Source organism: Xanthomonas sp. NCPPB 2632, assembly GCF_041228075.2.
Taxonomy (GTDB): domain Bacteria; phylum Pseudomonadota; class Gammaproteobacteria; order Xanthomonadales; family Rhodanobacteraceae; genus Luteibacter.
On the sequence record NZ_CM192979.1, the window covers coordinates 604,551 to 629,836 of the forward strand.

Genomic DNA, 25,286 nt, shown 5'->3' on the forward strand with positions numbered 1-25,286 from the left:
ATGGCCGACTTCCATTTCCTGCAGCCGCAGTGGTTGTGGCTGGCGCTGCTGGTTCCGCCGATCGCCTGGCTGGTCGGGCGTCGTGGTTCGTCGTCGCGCGTGCTGTCGCGACTGGCCGATCCTGCCCTGCTGCCCTATCTGCTCGACGGTACGCCAACGGCTTCGCGCGGACCGGCCGTGGCCGTGGTTGCCGCCGGGTTGCTCGCCGTGCTGGCCCTGGCCGGCCCGACCTGGAACCGCCAATCGCAGAAGCTCTTCGCCGAGCACGCGGCGCAGGTGGTCGTGGTGTCGATGTCACCGCACATGCTGGCCAAGGACATCGTGCCGGATCGACTCAGCCGCGTGCGTTACAAGGTTCGCGAGTTGTATGCGGCCAACCGCGACGGGATGAACGGACTGATCGCCTACACCGGCGAAGCCTTCATCGTCGCACCGCTCACCACGGATGCGCACAGCGTGGACGACCTGCTGACGGCGCTGTCCCCCGACACCATGCCGGTGACCGGCGACGACCCGGCCAAGGCGATCGACATGGCGGCCGACCTGGTCCGTCATGCGGATCTTCGCGGCGGCTCCATCGTGCTCGTGACGGATACGGCCGATCGCTCGGCCGTGGCGGCCGCGGCGCGTGCGCGTGCCGCCGGTGCACGTGTCTCCGTGCTCGGTGTCGGTACGCTGCGAGGCGGCCCGGTACCGACGCCGGACGGCGGTTTCCTCAAGGACGACAGCGGCGCCATCGCCCTCGCGGCGCGTGACGATGCCGCGTTGTCGGCGGTGGCCGCTGCCGGCGGCGGTCGCTTCGTTCCGCTGGCGGATAGCGGCACCGACGTCACTACCCTGGCCGGCATGCTGCACGACGACGGCCAGGGCAAGGCGGTGGACGGCGCACAGGCCGGCGCGTGGCAGGACCGTGGTCCGTGGCTGCTGCTGCCCTTGTTGCCGCTCGTCGCGCTGGCGTTTCGTCGGGGCTGGATGCTGGTCCTGTTGCTGGCCTGCCTGCCGTGGTCGTCACCGGCACGTGCCCACGGCGTGGTCGATGCCTTCCGCACGCCCGACCAGCAAGCTGCCGCGGCCCTGCGCGAAGGTGACGCCAAACGGGCGCAGGCGCTGGCGCGCAGCCCTGCCTTGCGCGGCGCGGCGGCTTACAAGGCCGGCGATTTCGCCGCGGCACAACACGCTCTCCAGTCCGGCACCGACACCGATTCGCAATACAACCTCGGCAATGCACTGGCGAAGCAGCAGCACTACGAGGAAGCGCTGGCGGCGTACGATCGCGCGCTGAAGGTCGATCCGCACAATGCGGATGCTGCCGCCAATCGCGCGGCGGTGGCCGACTTCCTCAAGAAGCAAAACGACGCGTCGAAAGACGGGAAAGACAAGCAGGACACGAAGAATCAGCAGGGCAACAAGGACCAGCAGGGCAAGAACGGCAAGAACGGCAAGAACGGTCAGCACGGCAACGGCGACAAGAACGACGCCGGCCAGCAGGACCCGAAGAACGCGGGCGAGGACCAGAAAAACTCGTCCGGTAAGGATCAGCCGCCCGGCAAGGATGGCCAGAAACCCGGTGACGATGGCAAGGACGGCAAGGACGGCGAGGACGACAGTGCTTCCGGGAAGGATGGCGACAAGGCTGCCGACAAGACGTCGCCGCCGCAGGGCGATGCGGCCGCCAAGTCCGCGGCCGAGAAAGCCGAAGCCGAGCGTGCCCAGCAGGCGTTGAAGGAAAAGATGGACCAGGCCATGTCCGGGAAGGCCGCTGCGCAGGACGCGAAGAAGGATGATGGCAAGCCGCACGACCTGGGCGCGTTGTCCGCCGGCGATGCGGCATCGAAACTGCCACCCGACGTGCAACGCGCGTTGCTGCGCGTGCCCGACGATCCGGGCGGCCTGCTGAGAAGAAAATTCATGCTCGAGTACCAGCGTCGCCATGGTGCGGAGCCGGAGGAATGACGATGCGCCGCCTGCTCCTAGCCTGCCTGTTACTTTGCCTGTCGTTCGTCGCCCTTGCGCAGGCGGTGGCGCCGACGGCTTCGCTGGATCGCGCCTCGATCGATGCGGGCGATACCGTCACGCTCAACATCGAGCTGGGCGATGCCGCCGGAGACACGCCCGACCTGTCGCCGCTGATGACCGACTTCGTCGTGCTGGGTACCTCGACCAACCGTAGTCTCAGCGTCGTCAACGGCCGCCGCGAGGCGCATACCATCCTTGGCATCGCACTGCGGCCGCGGCACGAGGGCCATCTGACGGTACCGGCCCTGGCCATCGGCGGGCAGCAGACACAGCCGCTCACGCTGGATGTGTCGCCGGCCGGCAATGCGTCGAACGCGCCCGCGGATCGGCCCGTGGTGCTGGAGGCCAAGACCGACCCGTCGCAGGCATACGTGGGGCAGCAGATCGACTACACGTTGCGCCTGTATTTCGCGGTCAACCTGGCCGACGGCCAACTGGATGATCCCTCCGCGGAAGGCGCCGAGATCCGTCGCGTCGGCCAGGATGCCAATTTCCAGACCACCCGCGGCGGTCGCCGCTTCAACGTGGTCGAGCGGCATTACGCCATCTTCCCGCAGCATGCGGGCCCGCTGGAGATCCATCCGCCGAGTTTCCAGGGCACGGCGGTGGATGCTTCCGATGCCAGTGCGTTCTTCGGTACCGGTTCACCGGTCAATGCCGTGGCCGAACGCAGCATCGTCCAGGTGCGCCCGCGGCCAGCCAGCGCCACCGGCGGTGCATGGATCCCGGCGCGCGAACTGACGCTGGCGCTCGACGGCCTGCCTGCGGACGGCAAGGCGCGCGTGGGCCAGCCCATGACGCTGACGATGCGCGTCGATGCCACCGGCATGCCGTTCGAGGCGCTGCCGGCGCTGTCGTTGCCGACGCTCGATGGCGCGGACGTCTATCCCGACAAGGCGGTGACCGGCGGCGGCGCAAGCGGCCCCTGGATCACCGGGCGACGCCAGCAGGGCTTTGCCGTGGTACCGACGCGGCCGGGCACCCTGCATATTCCCGCTACGACGTTGCATTGGTGGAACGTGGTGACCGACACCGCGCAAGTGGCGACCCTGCCCGCGCGCGACATCGAGGTGTCGCCCGCGGCCGGCTCCGCCGCGGCACCTGCGGGGACGCCGCCCGCTGCCGCGGCAAATGCGCCGTCGGCAGGGTCTGCTGCATCCACACCGCCCCCGTCGTTGCCCGCGAGCGGCGTACCCTGGCCGTGGCTGTTCGTCGGTGCGTGCGTGCTGTGGCTGCTCACCGTGGTCGCGTGGTTCGTCATGCGGCGCCGCAAGCCCGGAGCACCGCCTTCGGCGCGCCCCGCCGCAGCGGCGCCCACCCGCGAGCGACCGGCTCGCGAGGCTTTTCTCAAGGCCGCGGCGCATGCCGAATCCGCCGCGATCGAGCGGGCGCTGCTGGCCTGGGCAGCCAGCGCGCAGCCATCCGCGCGGACGCTGGGCGCGCTTTCCGCGCTCCTGGCGCCGGGCCCGCAGCCAGCGGCGATCGCCCAGCTCCAGCGAGCCCGCTTCGCCGGCGCGGAAGTGGATCGGGACGGCCTGCGTCAGGCGTTCGTGGACGGGTTCGCCTGGAAAGCCGCGCCGCGTGGCGGCGACAGCACCGTGCTGCCGCCGCTTTACCCGCGCTAGCCGCGCAAGGCGTCGGCCAGCGCGGCTTCATAGACGCATGTCATGGCCGCGCCGAACGTGCAGAAGATCACCTCTTCGGGCGCCCAGGGCGCCTCGTGCACCGTCCGCACCGCCAGTCGGGCGGCGCTGTCGGGCGGATAACCGTAGACGCCCGCGCTGATGGCCGGGAAGGCGATGGACGCCAGGCCGTGCTCCCGCGCCAGTCGAAGGCAGTTTTCATAGCACTGGGCGAGTTGGGCCGGCTCGCCGTGTCCGCCGCCATGCCACACCGGACCCACCGTATGGATGACGAAGCGGGACGGCAGGGCAAATCCCGGGGTGATCCGGGCTTCGCCGGTGGGACAGCGTACGCCCCGGGGGTGCTCCGGCAAGGCCCGGCAGGCCGTCAGCAGCGCCGGGCCCGCGGTGCGATGGACGGCGCCGTCCACACCGCCACCGCCCAGCAGGGACGGGTTGGCGGCATTGACGATGGCATCCACCGCCAGGGTGGTGATGTCCGCCTCGCGAATGGTCAGGCCCATAAGGCAACTCCTTGTGACGGCACGGCGCCAATTGGCTACGATGGTCGTCTGTCAGTTCTGTATTGTCCCCGAAGGTTATGGCCGACCCGATCAAAGTTGAAGACATCTCGTTCGCCTACCTGATCAACGACGTGACCTTGCTCTTCCGCAAGCACTTCGATCGTCGGGCGGTGCGCTTCGGGCTGACCCGTGCGCAATGGCGGGCCCTCAAGGCACTGCATCGGCTGCCGGGCATGCGCCAGAACGAGCTGGCGGAACAACTCGACATGGAGCCGATCGCCGTGGGCCGCGTCATCGACCGCCTGCAGGCGGCCGGATTCGTCGAGCGCCGGGCGGACCCGAAGGATCGCCGGGCCTGGCGGCTGCACGACACCGAGCAGGCCCGTGGTGTGATCGACGACATGGAAGACATTGCGCGCGGCCTCCGTCGCGACGCCACCCAGGGCATTTCGCTGGACGACCTCCAGGTGATGCTGGCGGTCCTGGACCGCATGAAGGAAAACCTCCAGGCGCTGGACGGGCCGGGCGAAGAGAACTGAGCCGGTCAACCATCCTGACGGATATGCGTTAGCGTTTACGGTTAATCGAAACCCCACACCCATGTCCGCGTCCCCGGATGCGGCGACCGAAGCCCGAAGGCTCCGGCCGGAGCACCCATGCAGCGATCCCCAGGGAAGAAGCTCGTCCTCATCGTCGGCCTGCTGGTCGCCGCCGCCGTCGGCATCGCCGTCTGGCGGCATGGGGCGGGACACGACGACGCGCCGAAGACCCTCGGCGGCTCGCGTCCGACCGCGGCGACACCGGTCAAGGCGGCCCAGGCGCAGCGCGGCGAGATCGACCTGTCACTGAAGATCATCGGCCGTGCGGAAGCCTATTCCACCGTGAACGTGCGCTCGCGCGTCAGCGGTCAGCTCGAGACGCTGGCCTTCACGCCGGGCACCCACGTGACCAAGGGCCAGTTGCTCGCGCGTGTCGATCCGCGCCCGCTACAGGCCGCACTGGACCAGGCGCAGGGCAAGGTGGCCAGCGACGAAGCCCAACTGGCCAAGGCCGAGGCCGACATGGGCCGCTACCAGAGCATGCTGGGCAAGGGTTTTGTCAGCCGCGCCGATGTCGACCTCTACAAGGCCAATCTCGGCGTGGCCCGTGCGGCGCTGGTCAGCGACCGTGCCGCGGTGCGGGCCGCTCAGACCCAGCTCGATTTCACGACGATCAAGGCCCCGTTCGACGGCGTGGCCGGTTCGCCGCTGGCCTGGCCGGGCGCCACCCTGACGGCCGACACCACCGACATCGTGGTGCTCAACCAGGTCGATCCCATCCGTATCGCCTTCGCCATTCCCGAGGACAGCCTGGCCGCCGTGCGCAACAGCGTGCGGAGCGGGCCGTTGACGGTGCGGGCGAAGATCCCCGGCGACACGGGCGCACCGCTGCAGGGCGACCTGGAATTCATCGACAACGCCGTGGACGTCACCACGGGCACCATCGTCCTCAAGGGGCGCTTCGCCAACGCGGATGCCCGGCTCACGCCGGGGCAGTTCGCCGAGGTGACCCTGCCGACCACCCGGCTGCGCGACGCGATCAGCATCCCGGTGATCGCGCTGCAGAGCTCGTCCGCCGGCACGTTCGTCTTCGTGGTCAAGCCCGACCAGACCGTGGAGCAGCGCCCGATCACCACGGGCGCCACCACGGCCGACCTGGTGGTGGTGGACAAGGGCCTGCAGCCCGGCGAACGCGTGGTCACCGAAGGCCAGCTGCTGTTGGTCGACGGCGCGCGCGTGCGCGTAGACGAGGGATGAGGGCGTCGGGATGAACCTGCCGGAACTCTGTATCCGTCGGCCGGTGATGACCACGCTGCTGATGGCCGCCCTGGTCATCTTCGGCATCGTGGCCTATCCCAGGCTGCCGGTGAACGAACTGCCCAACGTCGATTTCCCGACGATCAACATCAGCGCCAGCCTGCCGGGTGCCTCGCCGGAGACCATGGCATCGTCGGTGGCGACGCCGCTCGAGGCGCAGCTGTCCACCGTGGCGGGCATCGATTCGATGACCTCGTCCAGCTCGCTCGGCTCCACCACGATCACGGTGACCTTCGCGCTGGACCGCAGCATCGACGGTGCGGCCCAGGACGTCCAGGCGGCCATCTCCGCCGCGCAGCGCCAGTTGCCACAGGACATGCCGACCCCGCCGACCTATCGCAAGGTGAATCCGGCGGACGCGCCCATCCTGTTCCTCACCATGCAATCGTCCACGCTGCCGTTGTCCACCGTGGACGACTACGCCGAGACCGAACTGGCCCAGCGCTTGTCGATGGTCGACGGCGTGGCGCAGGTCAGCGTCTACGGTTCGCAGAAGTACGCCGTGCGCATCGCGGTAGACCCCGACCGGCTGGCGGCCACCGGTATCGGTGTCGACCAGATGGCCGCCGCGATCGCGTCCGCCAACGTCAACAAGGCCACGGGCTCGCTCAACGGCAGCCGCCAGTTGCTGTCCATCCGTTCGGACGGCCAGCTGATGCGCGCGGCGGATTACGCCCAGGTGGTGGTGGCGTACCGCAATGGCGCGCCCGTGCGCCTGTCCGATATCGCCGTGCCGCGCGACAGCGTGCAGGACGACCAGAAGGCCAGCTGGTTCAACGGCACACGCGCCATCACGCTGGCCATCCAGCGCCAGCCCGGCGCCAACACGGTGGAAACCGTGGATCGCATCCTCGCGCTGCTGCCGGATTTTTCACGCACGCTGCCGCCCTCGGTCAGGCTGGACGTGATGTACGACCGCTCGGTATCCATCCGCGACTCCGTGCACGACGTGCAGTTCACCCTGGTGCTCGCGGGCATCCTGGTGGTGCTGGTGATCTACCTGTTCCTGGGCAATGCGTCCGCCACGCTGATTCCCGCCGTGGCCCTGCCGATCTCGGTGCTGGGCACGTTCGGGGCCATGTTCGCACTGGGCTACAGCCTCGATAACCTGTCGCTGCTGGCGCTGACGCTGGCGGTCGGTTTCGTCGTCGACGATGCGATCGTGATGCTCGAGAACATCATGCGGCACATCGAGATGGGCGAGGCGCCGTACGAGGCCGCCATCAAGGGCGCCACCGAGATCGGCTTCACCATCTTCTCGATGACGCTTTCGCTCGTGGCGGTATTCATCCCCGTGATGTTCATGGGCGGCATCGTGGGCCGCCTGTTCCACGAGTTCGCGGTGGTCATCAGCGTGTCCATACTGATCTCCGGGTTCGTGTCCATCACGCTGACGCCCATGCTGTGCAGCCGCTTCGTCAAGGCGCACGCACACGACAAGCGCAGCCGTGTGGTGATCTGGTTCGATCGCGGGTTTGGCGCGGTGTCGGACGGCTATACGCGTACGCTGGCCTGGTGCATGCGCCATCCGCGCGTGGTGTTGCTCGTGTTCGCCCTGAGCCTCGTGGCCACGGGTGTGCTGTTCGTCGTCACCCCGAAGGATTTTATCCCGGCCGGCGACAGCGGCCAGCTGCGCGTGACGACCGAAGGGCCCACGGATATCTCGTTCAGCGCCATGTCGGCACGGCAACAGGTGTTGGCGAAGATCGCCAAGGACGACCCGAACATTGAGGCGGTGATGTCGAGCGTCGGTGCCGGCGGCGCACGCGCCACGGTTAACGCCGGCTCGCTCTTGCTGCGCTTGAAGGATCCCGCGGCGCGCGGACACACCACCCCGGACGAGATCATCCAGTCGTTGCGCAAGCGCTTCGCCGACGTGCCCGGCATCCGGGCCTATATACAGAACCCGCCGGCGATCCAGGTGGGCGGTCGCCAGTCGAAGGCGCAATACCAGTACACGGTGCAGTCGACCGATCTGCAAGCGCTTTACGCCTGGTCGGGCAAGCTGGTCGCGGCGTTCCAGAAATTGCCCGGCTTCCAGGACGTCACCACCGACCTGGACCTCAACAGTCCGTCGATGGTGGTGACGGTGAACCGTGACAAGCTGGGTCCGCTGGGCCTGACGATGTCACAGGTGCAGACGGCCCTTGGCGACGCCTTCGGGGAGAACCAGATATCCACGATCTACGGCGCGGCCACGCAGTACTGGGTGATCCTGCAGGTGGAACGTCGCATGCAGGACGATCCGGCGGTGCTTTCCCGTCTTTACGTCACCTCCGACACGGGCAGGCTGGTGCCGCTGAGCACCGTGGCGAAGTTCGAGCGCAAGCCGCAGGTGCTCACGGTCAATCACCAGGGCCAGCTGCCGGCCGTCACCGTGTCGTTCAACCTCGCGCCGGGCGTGTCGTTGAGCGACGCCGTGCAGCGTATCCAGCGCGCGACCACGGCGATGAACCTGCCGGGCACGCTCAGCGGCAGCATCCAGGGTACGGCGCAGGCGTTCCAGGACTCGGTCAAGGGCATGGGCCTGCTGTTGCTGCTGGCGGTGTTCGTGATCTACCTCGTGCTCGGCATCCTCTACGAGAGCTTCATCCATCCGTTGACGATTCTCTCGGGTCTGCCGGCGGCGGCGGTCGGTGCGCTGCTGACGCTGGTGCTGTTCCACGCGTCGCTGGACCTGTTCGCCTTCGTCGGCATCGTCATGCTGGTGGGCATCGTGAAGAAGAACGCGATCATGATGATCGACTTCGCGCTGGAGCTTCAGCGCGACGGCGGCGTCGCACCGTACGAGGCGATCTTCGAAGCCTGTCGCGTCCGTTTCCGGCCGATCATGATGACGACAATGGCCGCCTTCGCCGGCACGCTGCCGATCGCGCTGGGCATCGGCGCCGGTGCGGAGACACGCCGGCCGCTGGGATTGGCCGTGGTCGGTGGCCTGGTCGTGTCGCAGATACTGACGCTGTACCTCACGCCCGTGATCTACCTCTACATGAATCGCCTGCAGGATCGCCTCGCGTCCCGCCGCCCCGCGCCGCCCGCTGTGGTGTAGGAGCGCACGATGTGCGCGAAAAACGCCGCGATAACCTTTGATCGTGCGCGCCAGCTTCGAGGTTCGGCCTCAAAACATGTCGCGCACATCGTGCGCTCCTACCCCGGGTGTGTCGCGACCCGGGCTGTCGTTGAAGGTCAGTCGTGCGCGCCGTCGCTGGCGAAGGCGCCGGGGGCGGAGCCGAAATCGCCGTTCGCCTGAGCGGCCATGTACGCGAATGTGGCGTACACCGCCACGTTCTGCGCCAGGGCCTTCGGGTCGATCTTGTCCAGCGTGTCGTTGGCGTTGTGGTGGTAGTCGAAGTAGTCGGTGCCGTCCTGCGTGAGCGACAACGCCGCCATGCCCCTGGCGTGCATCTGCGAGAGGTCCGAGCCGCCGCCGCCGGGCTTGCTGGCGTCATAGGTGACGCCGATGGGCTCGAGCACCTTGGCGATCTGCGCGATCGCGTCGCGCGCCTCGGGTTTCACGCTGGCGGTCATGCGCCAGATGCGACCCGCACCGAAATCCGACTCCGTGCCCAGCTGGAACTTTGCTACGTCCTTCGCATGGGCTTCGGCATACGCCTTGCCGCCCCACAGGCCCATCTCCTCGTTGGCGAAGGCGATGACGCGGATGGTGCGGTCCGGACGTTGAGGCATGTCCTTGATCAGCTTGGCGGCGGCCGCGGCGATGGCCACGCCGGCGCCGTCGTCGATCGCACCCGTGCCGAGGTCCCAGGAATCCAGGTGGCCGCCGATGGCCACGACCTGGTCGGGATACTTGCGACCGGTGACTTCTGCGATGACGTTGGTGCCTTCGTACGTGCCGGCAAAGCCGACGTCCAGGTCGAGGTGCAGCGTCACCGGCTTGCCTTCCTTGAGGATGCGTTCGAGCTGGTCGGCATCCGGCAGCGACAACGCGGCGGCCGGAATCGCCTGCTTCGGATCGGTGAAGCCGGTCACCCCGGTGTGCGGCGTGCGGCTGTGCGGATCGGTGCCGGCGGAACGCAGCAGGAACGCCGCGGCGCCCATTTTCGCGGCGAGCACCGGGCCGCCTGTGCGCGTGGCCGAACCCTTGCCGTAGTCGTGCCCGTCCTTCTGCTGTTGCATATGCGTGGACACGTAGACGATCTTGCCCTTGACGCTGGCGGGGTCCGCGCGCTTGAGCGCATCCAGGTCGTCGAAGCCGACCACATCGGCGGTCAGGCCGCCCGCGGGTGTACCTGCGGAATACCCCAGCGCGGTCAGCGCCAGCGGCTGCGGGAACGGCGACACCACCTGGGCGTGCTCGCTGCGGCGCTGCCACAGCGGATAGCTGACCTTCTCGGTGTAGACCTTGTCGAAACCCATGGCCTTGAACTTCGCCACGGTCCAGGCCACCGCGCGCGCATCCGCGGCGCTGCCGGCCAGCCGTGCGCCCACCTCGGTGGTGAGGCCCGAGACGAAGGCATAGCCGGTGTCGTCGTTCATGGCGCGGTCGCGCAGCTGGCTGGCAGCGGCGATGGCGTTGTCCGGGATGGCGGTGGCCTTGTCGGCGGCATGGGCGGAGAAGGCGAGTGCGACGCACGCGGCAAGCGCGTGCAGGCGGAACATGGAACGCATGGTGACCCCCGAGGACGGTAAAGGTCGATTATGACCACGGCACGGGGTGCCGCCGCGTAGGTCGAAAGTCATGGACCTACGACTGCGGCAAGGCCACCACGGCGCGCAGGCCGCCCTCCTTGCGATTGCGCAGCACGATGCTGCCGCCATGATCCAGCACGATGGCGCGCACGGTAGCCAGGCCCAGCCCGATGCCGCCGGTGTCCCGGTTGCGCGAGGATTCGAGCCGGAAGAAGGGGGCGAAGACCTGCTGCTGCATGGTCTCGGGAACGCCCGGGCCGTCGTCGTCCACCTCCAGCAGGCACTCGCCATGGCCGGCGCGCAGGCGCAGACGGACGCGCTGCCCGTATTTCAGGCCGTTCTCCACGAGGTTGACCACGGCGCGACGCAGGGCGACCGGGTCGCCGTCCAGCGTGACCGGCGGACCGGGCACAATCGAGACGTCGTAGCCGACATCGACCAGATCGTCGGCGACGCTCTCGACCAGGAGGCGGAAATCCAGCGGCTGTCGCTGCGTGCCCAGCGAACGGTCACGCATGAAATCCAGTGCCGCCGAGATCATGGTCTTCATCTCGCGCAGGTCGGCATCCACCTTGCTACCGAGCGGCTCCGGCAGTCCATCCAGACGGAACGACAGGCGCGTGAGCGGTGTGCGCAGGTCGTGCGCGATGGCGGCGATCATGTGCGTGCGCTCGTGCAGCAGGCGATTCACGCGCCCCTGCATGGTGTTGAAGGCATCCACGGCGCGCCGCATTTCCGGTGGGCCATCGCGCGGTACGGGTGGTGCACCGGTATCCGCACCCAGGCGTTGCGCCGCCTCCGCGAAGCGGTGGATGGGCGCGGACAGCGCGTGCGCGAACCACCAGGCCAGCGGCAGGAGGATCAGCACGCCGGCGCCCAACAGCCAGACCAGTTCTTCCTGGAGCAGGTTGGGGAACGTCTCGGCGGGAACCCGCGCGACGCGCCAGCGCCCATCGGGCTGCTGCCAGCCGACCACCGAGGCGGCGCCCAGGGTCATCCGCATGCCGCCGCGGTGCCGATCCATGCGACTGTCGGTGGCATAGACACGGAGGACATCGGGATGCACGCGCAGCAACATGGCCAGGCGTGGCAGCAGGTGGGCCGACAGGCGCGCGTCCGTGCCGTCCGGCGCCACGGGCGCCGCCGCCTGCGTCAGTACGTCCAGATCCGCCGGTATCGGCGGCATGAAGTCCGCGCCCGGTGGCAGCAAACGACGGTCGTCGCCGCCGGCGGCGTTCATGGCACGCGCGTCGGGGGCGGCGCCCGGGCCGGCGACACCCGCCGGGTCGGGCGGCATGTCGTCCATGCGCAGGGCGGCCACCACGTCGAACAGGCTGGCGATGGGCGGCAGCATCGGTGGTCGCCACGCAAGGATGCCCAACCCGATACCCGACGAGACCAGCAGGGCGCATAACGTCAACAGGAAGGTGCGCACGAAGATGGATGGTCCGGCCCCTCGGCTCACAACCGGGTCACCTTTGGCAGCAGCATGTAGCCCTCGCTGCGCACGGTACGGATCATTTCTTCCTGCGCCCTGTCGTTGAGTTTGCGCCGCAGCCGGCTGATCTGCGTGTCGATGGCCCGGTCGTATACCTCCGCACGGCCGCCATGGACCAGGTCGAGCAGCTGGTCGCGGCTGAGGATGCGCTGCGGGTGCTCGACGAACGCGCGGAGCAGGGCGAATTCGCCGTCGGACAGGTTGATGAAGATGTCCGTGGGATCGCGCAGGTCGCGCCGCGTGACATCCAGCCGCCAGCCGGCGAAACCGTACGGGCGTGCCTCCGCGGCATGCACCGCTTCGCCCCGGCTGCTGCGACGGAGAAGCGCACGCACGCGGGCCAGCAACTCGCGTGGGTTGCACGGCTTGGCCAGGTAATCGTCGGCGCCCACCTCCAGGCCGATGATCCGGTCGGTGTCGCTGCCCAGGGCACTGAGGATGATCACGGGAGGCCCCTTGGCCGCGGCGAGCCGCCGCGCGGCGCTCAAGCCGTCCTCGCCCGGCATCATCACGTCGAGCACGATGAGGTCGGGGCGCTCGCGCTCGATCGATGCGGTCATGGCCGCGACGTTCTCCGCGGCGCGCACGCGATAGCCGTGGCCGCCGAGGAAGCCGGCGATGAGTTCGCGCAGTTCGGGATCGTCGTCGACGACCAGGATGAGGGGATGGAGGTCCATGGACATGGGGATTAGATACCAGACGCGACCGCGCGGCGTTTGCCGACGCGGCAAAAGAACCGACACACAACGGACACACAGCGACATTCTTCCGTGACGCCAACCGCTTAGCGTAAGCCACCGCACAACGCCATCCAGGGAAGACCATGCCGCCGTTCGCGCCGCCGTGCCCACTCGCTTATCGGAATCGCCGCCTTGCCGTCCCTATCGTCTGTTCTTGCCACGTCGCCACCCGTCGACGAGGGTATCGCAAATAATCGCCTCCTGGCCCGTCGCTTCTGGCAGGCGCTGGTCGAGCGCGCGCCCAGCCGCTTCGAGACCAGCGCCCTGATCGACGGGTATGCCGGTGAACGCCTGCGCCTGGGCGTCTTCCGCCACACCCCGCACGTGCTGACCGAGAACGCGCTGCCCCCGGAGCACCGGCAGGCCGTGTTGCTCAGCCTGCAACTGGATGGCCGCGCACGTATCGAGCAGCACGGCCGTCATGGCGACCTCGCCGCGGGCGACTTCTGCCTCATCGACCTGTCGCGACCGTTCCGCCTGGACGTGGGCCGATGCACGGTGCAGGCGATCCACCTGCCGCTGGCGGCGCTGCGTGACGTCATTCCCCGGCTGGCCGACGCGGCTGCCATCGGTTTGCCGGGACACCTCGCTTCCGTAGGCTTCCTTCGCGTGTTGTTCCAGGAAATGTTCGCGCATCCCGCGGGCCTGACCGAAGCGGTGGCCGATCGGCTGGCCGATGCCGTTCCGCACCTTCTTGCGGCGGCGCTGGAATCGGTGGGTGCGGAAGGCGATGCGTTGCCGCGCCTGCGTCACTACCACAAGCGCCAGGTACGCCAGTACGCGCGCGAGCACCTGGCCGATCCCGAGCTGTGTATCGACATGATCGCGAAGGGCGTGGGCCTGTCGTCCAGCCATTTGTTCGAATTATTTTCCGACGAGAGCCTGACGCTCATGCGCTGGGTACGCCTGGAACGCCTGGCCCGCTGCCAGCGCGAGCTGGCCGATCCCCGACTTCGCCATCGGAGCATCGCGCACATCGCGCATGCCTGGGGCTTCGGCGACATGACCAACTTCAGCCGTTGTTTTCGTGATCACGTGGGTACGTCGCCGCGGCGGTTTCGCCAGGCCGCCATGCTCGGCCCGATACCCATGCTCGATGGTTCGGACGTCCAAACATCCAACGAATGACCGAATGACGCGGCAGTTTCCGCCGAATGGGTGCATGTTCTTAACACTAGATTGATGTCGTGGCCATGCGGCCACTGAACGTTCCGCATCGAACCACACGCCATGGGCAGTGGGGGAGAGCGCCTTGCCGGGCGCGCGCCCCGTGGCGTCGCACATCCTAAATTTCGGGGAGAGTTCCACAGTGAAGAATCCGACATCCATCCGGCTCAGCCGGGTCAGCCTGGCGCTGGCGATGGCCCTGGGCAGCACCGTCGCCCTGGCCCAGTCGACCACCGGCAGCATCTTCGGCCAGGCGCCGGCGGCCGAAGGGGAAACCGTCCAGGCCAGGAGCAGCTCCGGCGTGACCCGCGAGGTGACCGTGGGTAGTGACGGCCGTTACACCGTGGGCTCGCTGCCGCTGGGCACCTATACCGTCTCCCTCGTGCAGGGCGGCAAGGTGTTGGACACCCGCAGCGACATCACGCTGCGGGTAGGCTCGGGTACCGAGGTGTCGTTCGCTGCCGCCAGCGGTGCCACCACCAGCCTGGGCGCGGTCACCGTCTCGGCCAATTCGCTGCCGGCCATCGACGTGTCCAGCGTGGACGCGCGCACCGTCATCACCTCGCAGCAGCTGGCCCAGTTGCCGCTGGCACGCAGCGCCGAGGCCATCGCACTACTGGCACCCGGCGTGGTGCCCGGTTACAGCGGCTTTACCAGCGGCACGACCGGTTCGTCGCTGGTCTCGTTCTCCGGTTCTTCGGTGACCGAGAACGCGTATTACCTCAACGGCTTCAACACCACCGATCCGCTCAGCGGTTTCGGCGGCATCAGCCTGCCTTACGGCGCCATCGACCAGCAGGAAATTCTCAGCGGCGGTTACGGCGCCGCTTACGGACGTTCCGATGGCGGCGTGATCAGCCAGAGTGGCAAGCGCGGTACCGACGAATGGCACTTCGGTGCGCAGGTGCAGTGGACCCCGGCGTTCGCCCGCGGCACCAGCCCTAACAGCTACTACGTGGCCGGCGCCAATGACGGCGAGATCTACCGTCGTTATTCGCAGGATAAATCGTGGGAAACCACCGAGAGCGCGTATGTCGGCGGCCCGCTGATCAAGGACAAACTGTTCTTCTTCGCCGCGGTGGAAGGCGACAAGCGGTCCGGCGACAGCGTGGGCGCGGTGACCTCGTCGTACAACACGCAGTACCAGTACAGCAATCCGAAGTGGTACGCCAAGGTCGACTGGAACATCAACGACAACAACATCCTCGAGCTGACCGGCGCGTCGACGAAAACATCGTACAAGGGCAACCTGTACAACTACGACTACGACACCAAACAGACCGGTGACCTCAACAGCTTCGACACCTCGACCAAGAACAGCGCGCAGGTGTCCATCGCCAAGTACACCAGCTATATCACTGACGACATCACGCTGACCGCGTTGTACGGCAAGCAGAAGATGACGTATTTCAGCCAGACACCGGGCTACGATCCGTCGTTGACGTACATCAACGGCTCCGAGTTCGAGAATCCCGCCATCACCGGCGGCAACTCGATCGTCAACTCGCAGACGGTGCTGACCGCGGACAATCCGAACCACCGCGCCACCAGCAACAACCTGCGCCTCGATTTGTCCTGGAAGCTCGGCGACCACACTGTCACCGCCGGTATCGACAACCTCAACTCGCACGATATCGACGATGGCCAGACGGGCAGTGCATGGATCTACGGGTTCGGCGATCCGGCCACGCCGATCAGCGGCACACCGTTCGTCGCGGCGCCCAACACGGGTGCGGGCGGCGAAACGGGCTACTACGTATCCAAATACCTCTATAGCACCTCGGCGTCCGTGCGGGTGAAGCAGCGTGCGCAGTACATCGAGGACAGCTGGCAGGTGGACGATCGCTGGCTGGTGAAGATCGGCCTGCGTAACGACCAGTTCACCAACTACAACCCGAACGGCGACGCCTACCTGCGCATGACCAAGCCGCAATGGGCGCCGCGTGTCGGTTTCAGCTGGGACGTGCATGGCGACTCGTCGCTGAAAGTGTACGCCAATGCCGGCCGCTATTACCTCGCCATGCCGGCCTCGGTGGCGCTGCGCGCGGCGGCGGGTTCGCTCTACACCAACCAGTACTACACGTACACGGGTATCGATGCCAACGGCAATCCGACCGGGCTCACCCCGCTCGCGTCATCCACCGGCGGCGCGGTATCGGCCAACAACGAGTACGGCCAGGCGCCGGATGCGAAGACGGTCGCTTCCAGCAACATCCGTTCCGAGTACCAGGACGAATACCTGCTGGGCTTCACCCAGCAGATCAACGCCGACTACGTCTGGGGCATGAAGGGCCAGGTGCGCAAGCTGCGCAACATCCTCGACGATATCTGCGATACGGGCACCATTGCGGCGAAGGGGGCGGCGCTGGGTTACGACATCGATCCGACCACGCTCAACGGTTGCTACCTCTCCAATCCCGGCCGTGCCAACACCTACCGCATCGTCAATCCTGCCGGCGGCTACTACAGCATCGACGTGACGAAGGAAGACTTCGGCATGCCGCATGCCAAGCGCAGCTACTACGGGCTGGAGACCTTCCTCGAGCATCCGTTCGATGGCACCTGGCAGGCCAAGATCGACTACGTGTATTCGAAGAGCTACGGCGACAGCGAAGGCCAGGTCCGGTCCGACATCGGCCAGTCCGACGTGTCGGCCACGGTGGACTGGGACTTCGGCAAGGTGATGGAGAACTCCAACGGCCTGCTGTCCAATGACCGCAAGCACCAGCTGAAGATCTACGGTTCGTGGCAGGTGGCGCCGGAGTGGATGCTGTCAGGCAACATCGCGCTGCTCTCGGGTACGCCGAAGACGTGCCTGGGTTACTACGGTGCGGACGAGAGCAACCCGGTGGGCTACGGCAGCTACTACCACTACTGCGGTGGCGTGGCTTCCGCCCCCGGTGCCGCGGGCCGCCAGCCTTGGCAGCACATCGTGTCCTTGTCCGCCGAATACCGTCCGGTCTGGGCCGACAAGAAACTTGGCTTCAACGTGATGGTCTACAACCTGTTGAACGAGTCCGTGGCGACGTCCACGTATGCCCTCTACGGCAACAGCAAGGCGCTCAACACCAACTACGACCGCATCAATTACTTCAGCACGCCGCGTTATGTCCGCTTCGGGATCAACTACGACTTCTGATCGGGCGTTTGGCTAGGTCATACCAACAATAAGCGCCGCGAGTCCCCCGACTCATCTACTGCGGCGCAACGATCTCCCCAGATAAGGCCGCCGGGCTCCCACCTAGCGGCCTCTTTTTTTTGTGCGTGGCGTTGGGCTTGGATCGCGGACATCGTCCGCTCCTACCGCGCGCGCATAGGCTCGGTGGCGGGTTAGGGGCGCGGGGGCTGCTGTTTGAGCAGGTCGCGGATCTCGGTGAGCAGCACCACGTCGGCGGCGGGGGCGGCGGGTTTGGCTTCTTCGCGGCGGGTGAGGCGGTTGATGGCCTTGACCACGAGGAAGATGGCGAACGCGATGATGATGAACTGGATCAGCACGTTGATGAACACGCCGTACTGGATGGCCACTTCGGCGGTCTTGTTCGCGGCGTCGGCGGGCTTGAGCACCCATTTCCAGTCGGAAAAATCGATGCCGCCGATCAGCCAGCCGATGGGCGGCATGATGATGTTGTCGACCAGCGACGTGACGATCTTGCTGAAGGCCGCGCCGATCACGACACCGACCGCCAGGTCGATCACGTTGCCGCGCAGGGCGAATTTCTTGAATTCCGCGACGATGCTCATGGGTGTTCTCCTTGGGGTCGGGACGTCGAACGTAGGAAACTAACGGGCGGGATGTAAGGAGTTCGCGAAGTCAGACCACGCGGCCTTCCAGCGTGGCGATGCCTTCGAGCGTGGCCCGGAAACGATCGCCGCGCACGAGCGCGGCCACGCCGGCCGGGGTGCCGGTGTAGACGATGTCGCCTGCCTTGAGTTCGAACAGCTTCGACAGCGCGGCGAGGATTTCCGCCACGCCCAGCACCATGTCGCCCAGCACCGCCTGCTGGCGCAGCTCGCCGTTGATCTCCAGCGCGATACGGGTGGTGGCGTCGGGCGAGGCCTGGTCGGCGGGCACCAGGGCGGAGACGGGCGCGGAGTGATCGAACGCCTTGGCCACGTCCCACGGTGCGCCCTTGGCCTTGGCCTGCGCCTGCAGGTCGCGGCGGGTCAGGTCCAGGCCCACGCCATAGCCCCACACCGTGGCGGCGGCCTGTTCGGTCGTAAGGTTCGAGCCGCCCGAGCCCAGCGCCACGACCATTTCCACTTCGTGGTGCAGGTCGTTCGTGGCCGAGGGGTAGGGCACGTCGGCGCCATCGGTGACGAGGGCGTCCGCGGGCTTGGTGAAGAACATCGGGTTGGCGGCATCGACCGAGGCGCCCATCTCGCGCGCGTGGTCGGCGTAGTTGCGGCCGATGCAGAAAACGCGGCGGACCGGGAAACGTTCGGTGCGCCCCGTGACGGGGATGCTCGGCGAGGCCGGCGCTGGGATGACGGTATGCATGGGCAAAGGGTATCAGGTGACAGATGTCACGGCGGATGGTTGATGGGCGGCGGTAGTGCGGGTCCCGTCCGGGCCGGATGATCGTGTTGTCGATCCGCATTGCCAGGGGCCAGGGAACATGAAAGCGAACGCCGAGCTGCTGCGCCAGCTCAAGATCGACAGGTCGCAGAAGGAATCGCCGGGGGGCGAAAACGGCAAGCCGGCGCGTATCGTGTGGTGGCTGCTAGGTATCGTGTCGCTGCTGCTCGTCCTCGCCGCCGTGGCCTGGCTCGTCGTCCGACGGCCTGTCGCGATCCAGGCGGCGCCACCACCCGCGCCGACCGCGGCCGTAGCCCCAACCTCCGTGGCGGACGCCGGCACCGTATTGCAGGCCACCGGTTATGTCACCGCACGCCGCCAGGCGACGGTGTCGGCACAGATCACCGGCACGCTGACCGAGGTTCTGATCGAGGAAGGCGACCGGGTGACGAAGGGTCAGGTGCTGGCCCGGCTGGAGGACAACGCGCTGCGCGCCAGCCTGAAGGCCAGCCGTGCCAATGCCGCCGCGGCGCGTGCCGGCGTGGCGCAGAGCCAGGCGCAGCTCGACCAGTCGCTGCGCGACGCGGATCGCCAGGAGGCACTGGTCGCTCGCGGGCTGGTATCGAAACAGCAGGCCGAGCAAAGCCGCACCCAGGCCGCCACATACCGCGCCCAGCTCGACACCTCACGCCGCCAGGCCGACGCGGCCGACGCCCAGGTGGGCGTGGGCCAGGTCAATCTCGACTACACGGTGGTGCGCGCGCCGTTCGATGGTGTGATCACCGACAAGGCGGCGCAGGTCGGCGAGATCGTCTCGCCGCTGTCGGCGGGTGGCGGCTTCACGCGCACCGGCGTCGGCACCATCGTCGACATGGATTCGCTGGAGATCGACGTGGACGTCAACGAGGCCTATATCGGCCGCGTGCGGGCGGACATGCCGGCCGAGGCCGTGCTGGATGCCTATCCGGACTGGAAGATCGGCGCCCATGTGATCGCCATCGTGCCCGCGGCCGATCGCGGCAAGGCGACGGTGAAGGTACGCGTCGCGCTGGAGACGAAAGACGCCCGCATCGTGCCGGACATGGGTGTGCGCGTCTCCTTCCTCGAACGCCGTGCCACACCCGTCGCCGCCGTCACTGCTCCCACCACCGTTTCCTCGCCCTGACCGTCCGGAGATCCAAGCCATGACTACCCTGATCGACATCCAGGACCTTTCCAAGGTCTACGAACGCGGCCGGCAGAAGGTCGAGGTGCTGCACGGCGTGAACCTGAAGATCGAGGAAGGGGATTTCCTTGCCCTGATGGGGCCGTCCGGTTCGGGCAAGACCACGTTGCTGAACCTGATCGGCGGGCTGGATACACCGACCGCCGGCAGCCTTGCCGTGGCCGGTGAGCGGATCGACCGGCTGGGTGCGGGTGCACTGGCCCGCTGGCGCGCGGCGCACGTCGGCTTCGTCTTCCAGTTCTACAACCTCATGCCCATGCTCACCGCGCAACGCAACGTCGAGCTGCCGCTGTTGCTGACGAAGCTGTCGGCCGCGCAGCGACGCACGAACGCGTCGATCGCCCTGCAACTGGTGGGACTCGACGATCGCGCGTCGCACAAGCCGTCGGAGCTCTCCGGCGGCCAGCAGCAGCGCGTGGCCATCGCCCGCGCGATCGTCTCCGATCCTACCTTGCTGGTGTGCGACGAACCGACCGGCGACCTGGACCGGCAATCGGCCGAGGACATCCTGGGGTTGCTGCGCGAGCTCAACCGCGAGCACGGCAAGACCATCGTGATGGTGACCCACGATCCCAAGGCCGCCGAGTACGCCAACCATACGCTGCATCTCGACAAGGGCAGCCTCGTCGAACATGCCGCGGCCTGAGCAAGGAGTTCCGCATGAAATACATGCACCTGATCTGGGCGGCGCTGTTCCGGCGCAAGACGCGTACCTTCTTCACGCTGGCGTCGATCCTCGCGGCCTTCCTGCTGTTCGGCATGCTGGATGCCACGCGCGCCGCGTTTTCCTCCGGCGATGGCGTGATCGGCGTGGATCGCCTGATCACCGCGTCGCGCTATTCCATCATCCAGTCGTTGCCGGTAAGCCTCACCACGCGCATCCAGGCGATCCCGGGCGTGAAAGCCGTGGGCACGGCCAACTGGTTCGGTGGCATCTACCAGGACCCGAAAAACTTCGTGCTCAGCTTCGCGGTCAGCGACAACTACCTGGATATCTACCACGAGATCGACCTGCCGGCGGACCAGCGCAAGGTGTTCGAGGCCACGCGCACCGGCGCCATCGTGGGTGAGGCGCTGGCGAAGCGATTCGGCTGGAAGGTGGGCGACAAGGTGCCGTTGCAGTCGACCATCTTTCCGCAGCGCAATGGCGACAAGACCTGGCCTTTCGACATCGTGGGCATCTACAAGCCTGCCCCTGGCGCGGCCAACGGTACCGACCAGCAGTTCTTCTTCCACCACAAGTATTTCGAGGATGCCAACGCGTTCCAGAGCATCGGCACGACCGTGGGCTGGTACGCCGTGCAGCTGACCTCGGCGGACAAGGCCGACAGCGTGGCCAGGGCCATCGACGCGTTGTCCGCCAACTCCGACCACGAGACCAAGACGCAGACCGAGCAGGCGTTCAATGCATCGTTCGCCAAGCAGCTGGGCGATATCGGCCTGATCGTCTCGGCCATCATGGGCGCGGTGTTCTTCACCCTGATCCTGCTGACCGGCAACACCATGGCGCAGGCCGTGCGCGAGCGCACCAGCGAACTGGCCGTGCTCAAGACCATCGGTTTTTCCAGCCGCAGCGTGCTCGGCATGGTGCTGACCGAGGGCATCCTGCTGCTGGTGCTTGGCGGCGTGCTTGGCCTGGCCCTGGCGGGCATCGTGGTGCCCATCGTCGCCAAGGGCAGCGGCGGCATGCTCAATCTTCCGCCCATCGGCTTGCAGACCTGGCTCACGGGGCTGGCGCTAATGGTGGCGATCGGCGCGCTGGTCGGCGCCTTGCCCGCCCGCCGCGCCATGCGCCTCAACATCGTCGACGCGCTCGCAGGGCGCTGAGGAACCGTCATGAATCGCATCAAGAAAATCGGCTTCGGCCTGTTGACACTGGCGTTGGCCGCCGCCTTCCTGGGCGTATGGATCGCGTTGCCCTGGCAGGGCATCGTGGCACTGGGCCTCGCCTTCACTGTGTGGATGGCGCTCAGCCGGCGTGGCCGGCAGACCTGGCAGGTGACCCGCGTGGGCCTGGCCACCGTGGTGCAGCGCCTGGGCTCGTCGTCCGTCGTCGTGGTCGGTATCGCGGGCGTGGTCGGTGTGCTGGTGGCCATGCTGGCGATGAGCGACGGCTTTGCCGAAACGCTGCGGGCCACGGGTAACGACCGCACCGCCATCGTGTTGCGCGGCGGTTCGCAAGCCGAACTCAACTCCATCCTCGATCGCGACAGCGCCAACGTGGTGATGCAGGCGCCGGGCGTGAAGAAGGATGCGAAGGGTCGGCCGATCGCGTCCGGCGAGCTGGTGGTCGTCGCCAATCTTCCCCGCAAGGCCACGCCCGACACCGATGCCAATGTGCCGATTCGCGGCGTCGGCGCGGATGTGTGGGCGTTGCGCGACCAGGTGAAGATCGTGGCGGGACGCACGTTCCAGCCGGGCCTGCGCGAACTGATCGTGGGCAAGGGTGCGCGCGCGCAATTCGCCGGGCTGGACATCGGCAAGAGCATTCGCCTGGCCGGGCAGACGTGGACGGTGGTCGGCGAGTTCACGTCCGGCGACGCGCTGGAGTCCGAGCTGTGGGGCGACGCCCAGAGCGTCGCTTCGGCGTACCGCCGCGGCAGCAGCGTGCAGTCGGTCACGGTGATGCTGGACTCGCCGCAGGCGTTCCCGGCCTTCAAGGCGGCGCTGGCGGCCGACCCGCGACTGAAGGTGGACGTCAGTACCACGCAGGCCTATTTCAGCAAGCAGTCCGAGGGCCTGACCAAGGTACTGCGTGCCGTCGGCATCACGGTGGGGTTGATCATGGCGATCGGTGCCATTTTCGGTGCGCTCAACACCATGTTCGCCGCCGTGCAGGCGCGTGCGCGGGAGATCGCGACGCTGCGGGCGATCGGTTTCCGCGGGCTGCCGGTCGTGGTGTCGGTGATGCTGGAGACGATGTTGCTGGCGCTGGTGGGTGGCATGGTCGGCGCAGGCGTTGTGTGGCTGGTCTTCAACGGATATACCGCCTCCACGCTGGGTTCGAATTTCAGCCAGGTGGTGTTTCGTTTCCACGTGGGCGGCGCGTTGCTGTGGACGGGCATCAAGTGGGCATTGGCCATCGGCTTCATCGGTGGCCTGTTTCCCGCACTGCGCGCGGCGCGCGTGCCGGTGACCACGGCGCTCCGCGAACTGTGAACTCAGTCAGCCCGCGGGCCCTTGCCGGGCTCGCAGGCATCGCGTTCGAGGTTCCATCGTCCGTCCCGCGCGTCGCAGGCGTCGATGTCGGACAGCCGGGCGTCCAGGTCGGCATACATGGTGTCGGTATCGGGCCGGAAACGCTGGCACGACGCGATGGCCGCCACGCCGATACCCATGACCGTAAGGCCGCGCGCGACGCACAGGCGTCGTCGGTGCGCTTGCCGATTACGCGTTGCCAGGCTGCCTGTCATGCCGTTCTCCCGTAGGTGAAACGGGCAGCCTAGGCGGGCGGTCGCGCACCGCCCATCGAATAATTCTCAAAAACGCGGGCGCGGGCGCAGGTCGAGAACCGTGTCACATTCGCCGGGGCGAAACTCAGGCCTTGCGTGTTCGCATCAGCGTGATGATGCCCACGCCCACGAGGATGATGGCCATGCCGGCAAGGTCGAACGGGCCGACGTGCTCGCCGGCCAGGGCTACGCCGAACAGCACCGCCACGGGGGGATTCACGTAGGCGTAGCTGGTGGCCAGCGCGGGGCGCACCGTTTTCAGCACATAGAGGTAGGCGCTGAAGGCGACGATGGACCCGAACACGATGAGGTACGCCAGGGCGAGCGTTGCGCCGACCTGAGGATGGGCAGGCAGGCGCTCGCCGTGCAGCAGCGCGAGGAGCGCCAGCGACACGCTGGCACAGAGCATCTGCGCCGCGGTGTTCATCGGGCCCGAGGGCATGTCCTGGCGTTTGGACCATACCGAGCCGAAGGCCCAGGCCATGGCCGCGCCGATCAGGGCGATGGCGCCCAGCGGTGAGGCGGAAAGCCCGTCGCCCAGGTTGAGCACCACGACGCCGACGAAGCCGAGCAGCAAGCCCACCAACTCGCCGCGCGTGGGCCATTCGCGATACAGGCCACCGAACGCCGCCGCGAACAGCGGCATGCTGGCCACCGCGACGGCGGCGATGCCGGAGCCGACCGACTGCTCGGCAAAGCACACCAGGCCGTTGCCGCCGGCGAGCAGCAGCGTGCCGACGATGGCCGCGTTGCGCCATTGGCATGCGGTGGGCAAAGCCACCCCGCGCAGGCGCAGCACCGCGAACATCAGCACGCCGGCGACGGCGAAGCGGATCGACGCCAGCAGGAACGGCGGGTAGCTGACCAGCGCGTAGTGGATGCCCAGGTAGGTGGAGCCCCAGATCAGGTACATCGACAGCAACGACAGCGGCACCAGCCAGCGCGGGCTGGCCAGGGGGAGGGCGGTAGGGTTTGCGTGGCACGTGGCGTCGGACATGGGGAACCCGGGGGCAGGCACACGCCGCATCGTGCGGCGCGGAGCGGGGAAGATATCGCCGTCGCGCATGGCGCGGTAGCGAAACGTTTGCAGGTCAGGCTTGAGCGGCGCTCACGGCACGCTCGATGGCCAGCAGCTGTCGCTTGATCTCCAGGCCCCAGCGCCAGCCGCCCAGGCTGCCGTCTTCGCGGATGATCCGGTGGCAGGGCACCAGCAACGCCAGCTTGTTGCTGCCGCAGGCACGCCCGATGGCACGGGCCGCCTTGGGCACGCCCAGCTGTGCGGCAAGCTCGCCGTAGCTCAGCGTCTCGCCCTGCGGTATGCGCGTCAGGGCCTCCCAGACCCGCCACTGGAAAGCCGTGGCGGCGACATCCAGCGGTGGCATGGTGGGCATGTCGCCATGCATCCAGCCCAGGTCGCGGCTGACCCGGGCGATGACGGCGTCCAGCCAGTCGTCGCGGCCGGCATCCACGCGCTCGTGCTCGGCAAGGGGGAACTCCGCCACCAGCCGTGCATGCAGGGCGTCGTCGTCGTCACCCAGCGTCACGGCGCAGACGCCGCGCGCCGTGGTGGCGACCAGCAAGCGACCCAGGGGCGTATCCGTGGTGGTGTAGCGAATGGTCGCCCCGGCGCCACCGGCGCGGTAACTGGCCGGGGTCATGCCCAGGCGCCGGTCGCTCTCTTCGTACACGCGGCTGCCGGAACCGAACCCGGCCTCGTAGACGGCATCGGTGACGCTGGCCCCCTCGCGGAGCGCGCCACGCAGCTGGTCGAAGCGACGCGCGCGGGCGTACTCGGCGGGGCTGACACCGAAGCGACGGCGAAAGGCGCGTTGCAGGTGGGTCGGGCTGAGCCCCGCGAGGGTGGCCAGCGTGGCGAGATCGCTGGCGCCGCCACCGTCATCGAGCGCGGCGCGGACCCGCTCCAGGGCATCGTCGGCGGTAGGGCGCATGGCGGGAACCTGGGTTTTCATCGTGGCCTCCGGGTGGGAGGAGCCAGCGTAGACGCGGGCCTGTGCCCGCC

General features: G+C 67.5%; 19 protein-coding genes and 1 pseudogene. 11 read left to right on the forward strand and 9 right to left on the reverse strand.

The features are described from left to right. Both AB8808_RS02670 and AB8808_RS02675 read left to right on the forward strand, forming a co-directional pair. Positions 1 to 1,953 carry a tetratricopeptide repeat protein gene (locus AB8808_RS02670; RefSeq protein WP_369926515.1) on the forward strand — a complete coding sequence of 651 codons (1,953 nt, stop codon included), beginning with the start codon at positions 1 to 3 and terminating at the stop codon, positions 1,951 to 1,953. A 2-nt stretch (positions 1,954 to 1,955) separates the two neighbouring features. Beyond that, the gene (locus AB8808_RS02675) at positions 1,956 to 3,641 is read left to right on the forward strand and encodes a BatD family protein (protein ID WP_369926517.1); all 1,686 of its coding nucleotides are present in this window, start codon (positions 1,956 to 1,958) and stop codon (positions 3,639 to 3,641) included. Here the strand turns inward: AB8808_RS02675 and AB8808_RS02680 are convergent. Further along, on the reverse strand, positions 3,638 to 4,162 hold the full coding sequence (locus AB8808_RS02680; protein WP_369926519.1) for an O-acetyl-ADP-ribose deacetylase: 525 nt from the start codon (positions 4,160 to 4,162) through the stop codon (positions 3,638 to 3,640). The two genes, AB8808_RS02675 and AB8808_RS02680, sit on opposite strands and share 4 nt — an antisense overlap. A 77-nt stretch (positions 4,163 to 4,239) precedes the next feature. On the opposite strand from AB8808_RS02680, the gene AB8808_RS02685 reads away from it, so the two are divergent. The 3 genes from AB8808_RS02685 (at position 4,240) to AB8808_RS02695 (ending at position 9,067) form a co-directional block, all read left to right on the forward strand. Next, the gene (locus AB8808_RS02685; protein WP_036137870.1) at positions 4,240 to 4,701 is read left to right on the forward strand and encodes a MarR family winged helix-turn-helix transcriptional regulator; all 462 of its coding nucleotides are present in this window, start codon (positions 4,240 to 4,242) and stop codon (positions 4,699 to 4,701) included. Positions 4,702 to 4,818: 117 nt separating this feature from the next. Further along, positions 4,819 to 5,958: an efflux RND transporter periplasmic adaptor subunit gene (locus tag AB8808_RS02690; protein WP_369926521.1), complete on the forward strand. Its 1,140-nt coding sequence runs from the start codon at positions 4,819 to 4,821 to the stop codon at positions 5,956 to 5,958. Between the two features lie 10 nt (positions 5,959 to 5,968). Continuing rightward, positions 5,969 to 9,067, forward strand: coding sequence for an efflux RND transporter permease subunit (locus AB8808_RS02695; protein ID WP_369926523.1), 3,099 nt, complete (start codon positions 5,969 to 5,971; stop codon positions 9,065 to 9,067). Between the two features lie 137 nt (positions 9,068 to 9,204). Here the strand turns inward: AB8808_RS02695 and AB8808_RS02700 are convergent, their stop codons facing one another. The 3 genes from AB8808_RS02700 to AB8808_RS02710 form a co-directional block, all read right to left on the reverse strand. Further along, positions 9,205 to 10,638, reverse strand: coding sequence for a M20/M25/M40 family metallo-hydrolase (locus AB8808_RS02700; RefSeq protein ID WP_369931320.1), 1,434 nt, complete (start codon positions 10,636 to 10,638; stop codon positions 9,205 to 9,207). An 85-nt stretch (positions 10,639 to 10,723) separates the two neighbouring features. After that, entirely contained in the window at positions 10,724 to 12,103 is a 1,380-nt protein-coding gene (locus AB8808_RS02705) for an ATP-binding protein (protein WP_369926524.1), read from the reverse strand. 26 nt (positions 12,104 to 12,129) lie between these two features. After that, positions 12,130 to 12,843: a response regulator gene (locus tag AB8808_RS02710; RefSeq protein ID WP_369931321.1), complete on the reverse strand. Its 714-nt coding sequence runs from the start codon at positions 12,841 to 12,843 to the stop codon at positions 12,130 to 12,132. 195 nt (positions 12,844 to 13,038) lie between these two features. On the opposite strand from AB8808_RS02710, the gene AB8808_RS02715 reads away from it, so the two are divergent. Together AB8808_RS02715 and AB8808_RS02720 are read left to right on the forward strand one after the other, a co-directional pair. Beyond that, positions 13,039 to 14,034: a helix-turn-helix domain-containing protein gene (locus tag AB8808_RS02715; protein ID WP_369926525.1), complete on the forward strand. Its 996-nt coding sequence runs from the start codon at positions 13,039 to 13,041 to the stop codon at positions 14,032 to 14,034. Between the two features lie 232 nt (positions 14,035 to 14,266). Beyond that, positions 14,267 to 17,212 (forward strand): outer membrane beta-barrel protein, encoded by a 2,946-nt coding sequence (locus tag AB8808_RS02720; RefSeq protein WP_506193266.1) that lies wholly within the window; start codon positions 14,267 to 14,269, stop codon positions 17,210 to 17,212. A gap of 191 nt (positions 17,213 to 17,403) precedes the next feature. Here the strand turns inward: AB8808_RS02720 and mscL are convergent, their stop codons facing one another. Then, positions 17,404 to 17,814 carry a large-conductance mechanosensitive channel protein MscL gene (gene mscL, locus AB8808_RS02725; RefSeq protein ID WP_369926528.1) on the reverse strand — a complete coding sequence of 137 codons (411 nt, stop codon included), beginning with the start codon at positions 17,812 to 17,814 and terminating at the stop codon, positions 17,404 to 17,406. A gap of 70 nt (positions 17,815 to 17,884) precedes the next feature. Then, positions 17,885 to 18,571 carry a fumarylacetoacetate hydrolase family protein gene (locus AB8808_RS02730; protein WP_369926530.1) on the reverse strand — a complete coding sequence of 229 codons (687 nt, stop codon included), beginning with the start codon at positions 18,569 to 18,571 and terminating at the stop codon, positions 17,885 to 17,887. A 118-nt stretch (positions 18,572 to 18,689) separates the two neighbouring features. Here AB8808_RS02730 and AB8808_RS02735 point away from each other — a divergent pair. The 4 genes and pseudogenes from AB8808_RS02735 to AB8808_RS02750 form a co-directional block, all read left to right on the forward strand. Next, positions 18,690 to 19,751, forward strand: a pseudogene (locus AB8808_RS02735) (efflux RND transporter periplasmic adaptor subunit); the annotation flags it as partial. Between the two features lie 22 nt (positions 19,752 to 19,773). Next, complete coding sequence (locus AB8808_RS02740) at positions 19,774 to 20,460, forward strand: ABC transporter ATP-binding protein (protein ID WP_369926532.1); 687 nt, start codon at positions 19,774 to 19,776, stop codon at positions 20,458 to 20,460. A gap of 14 nt (positions 20,461 to 20,474) precedes the next feature. After that, on the forward strand, positions 20,475 to 21,641 hold the full coding sequence (locus AB8808_RS02745; RefSeq protein WP_369926534.1) for an ABC transporter permease: 1,167 nt from the start codon (positions 20,475 to 20,477) through the stop codon (positions 21,639 to 21,641). A gap of 9 nt (positions 21,642 to 21,650) precedes the next feature. After that, the gene (locus AB8808_RS02750) at positions 21,651 to 22,973 is read left to right on the forward strand and encodes an ABC transporter permease (RefSeq protein ID WP_369926536.1); all 1,323 of its coding nucleotides are present in this window, start codon (positions 21,651 to 21,653) and stop codon (positions 22,971 to 22,973) included. Positions 22,974 to 22,975: 2 nt separating this feature from the next. On the opposite strand, the gene AB8808_RS02755 is transcribed toward AB8808_RS02750, so the two are convergent. From AB8808_RS02755 to AB8808_RS02765, 3 genes are all read right to left on the reverse strand, one after another. Continuing rightward, a complete protein-coding gene (locus AB8808_RS02755) occupies positions 22,976 to 23,227 on the reverse strand; it encodes a hypothetical protein (protein WP_369926537.1) in 252 nt (83 codons plus the stop codon). A 124-nt stretch (positions 23,228 to 23,351) separates the two neighbouring features. Further along, positions 23,352 to 24,263, reverse strand: coding sequence for a drug/metabolite exporter YedA (gene yedA / locus AB8808_RS02760; RefSeq protein WP_369926539.1), 912 nt, complete (start codon positions 24,261 to 24,263; stop codon positions 23,352 to 23,354). A gap of 94 nt (positions 24,264 to 24,357) precedes the next feature. Then, positions 24,358 to 25,236 carry a methylated-DNA--[protein]-cysteine S-methyltransferase gene (locus AB8808_RS02765; protein ID WP_369926541.1) on the reverse strand — a complete coding sequence of 293 codons (879 nt, stop codon included), beginning with the start codon at positions 25,234 to 25,236 and terminating at the stop codon, positions 24,358 to 24,360. Positions 25,237 to 25,286 lie beyond the last annotated feature (50 nt).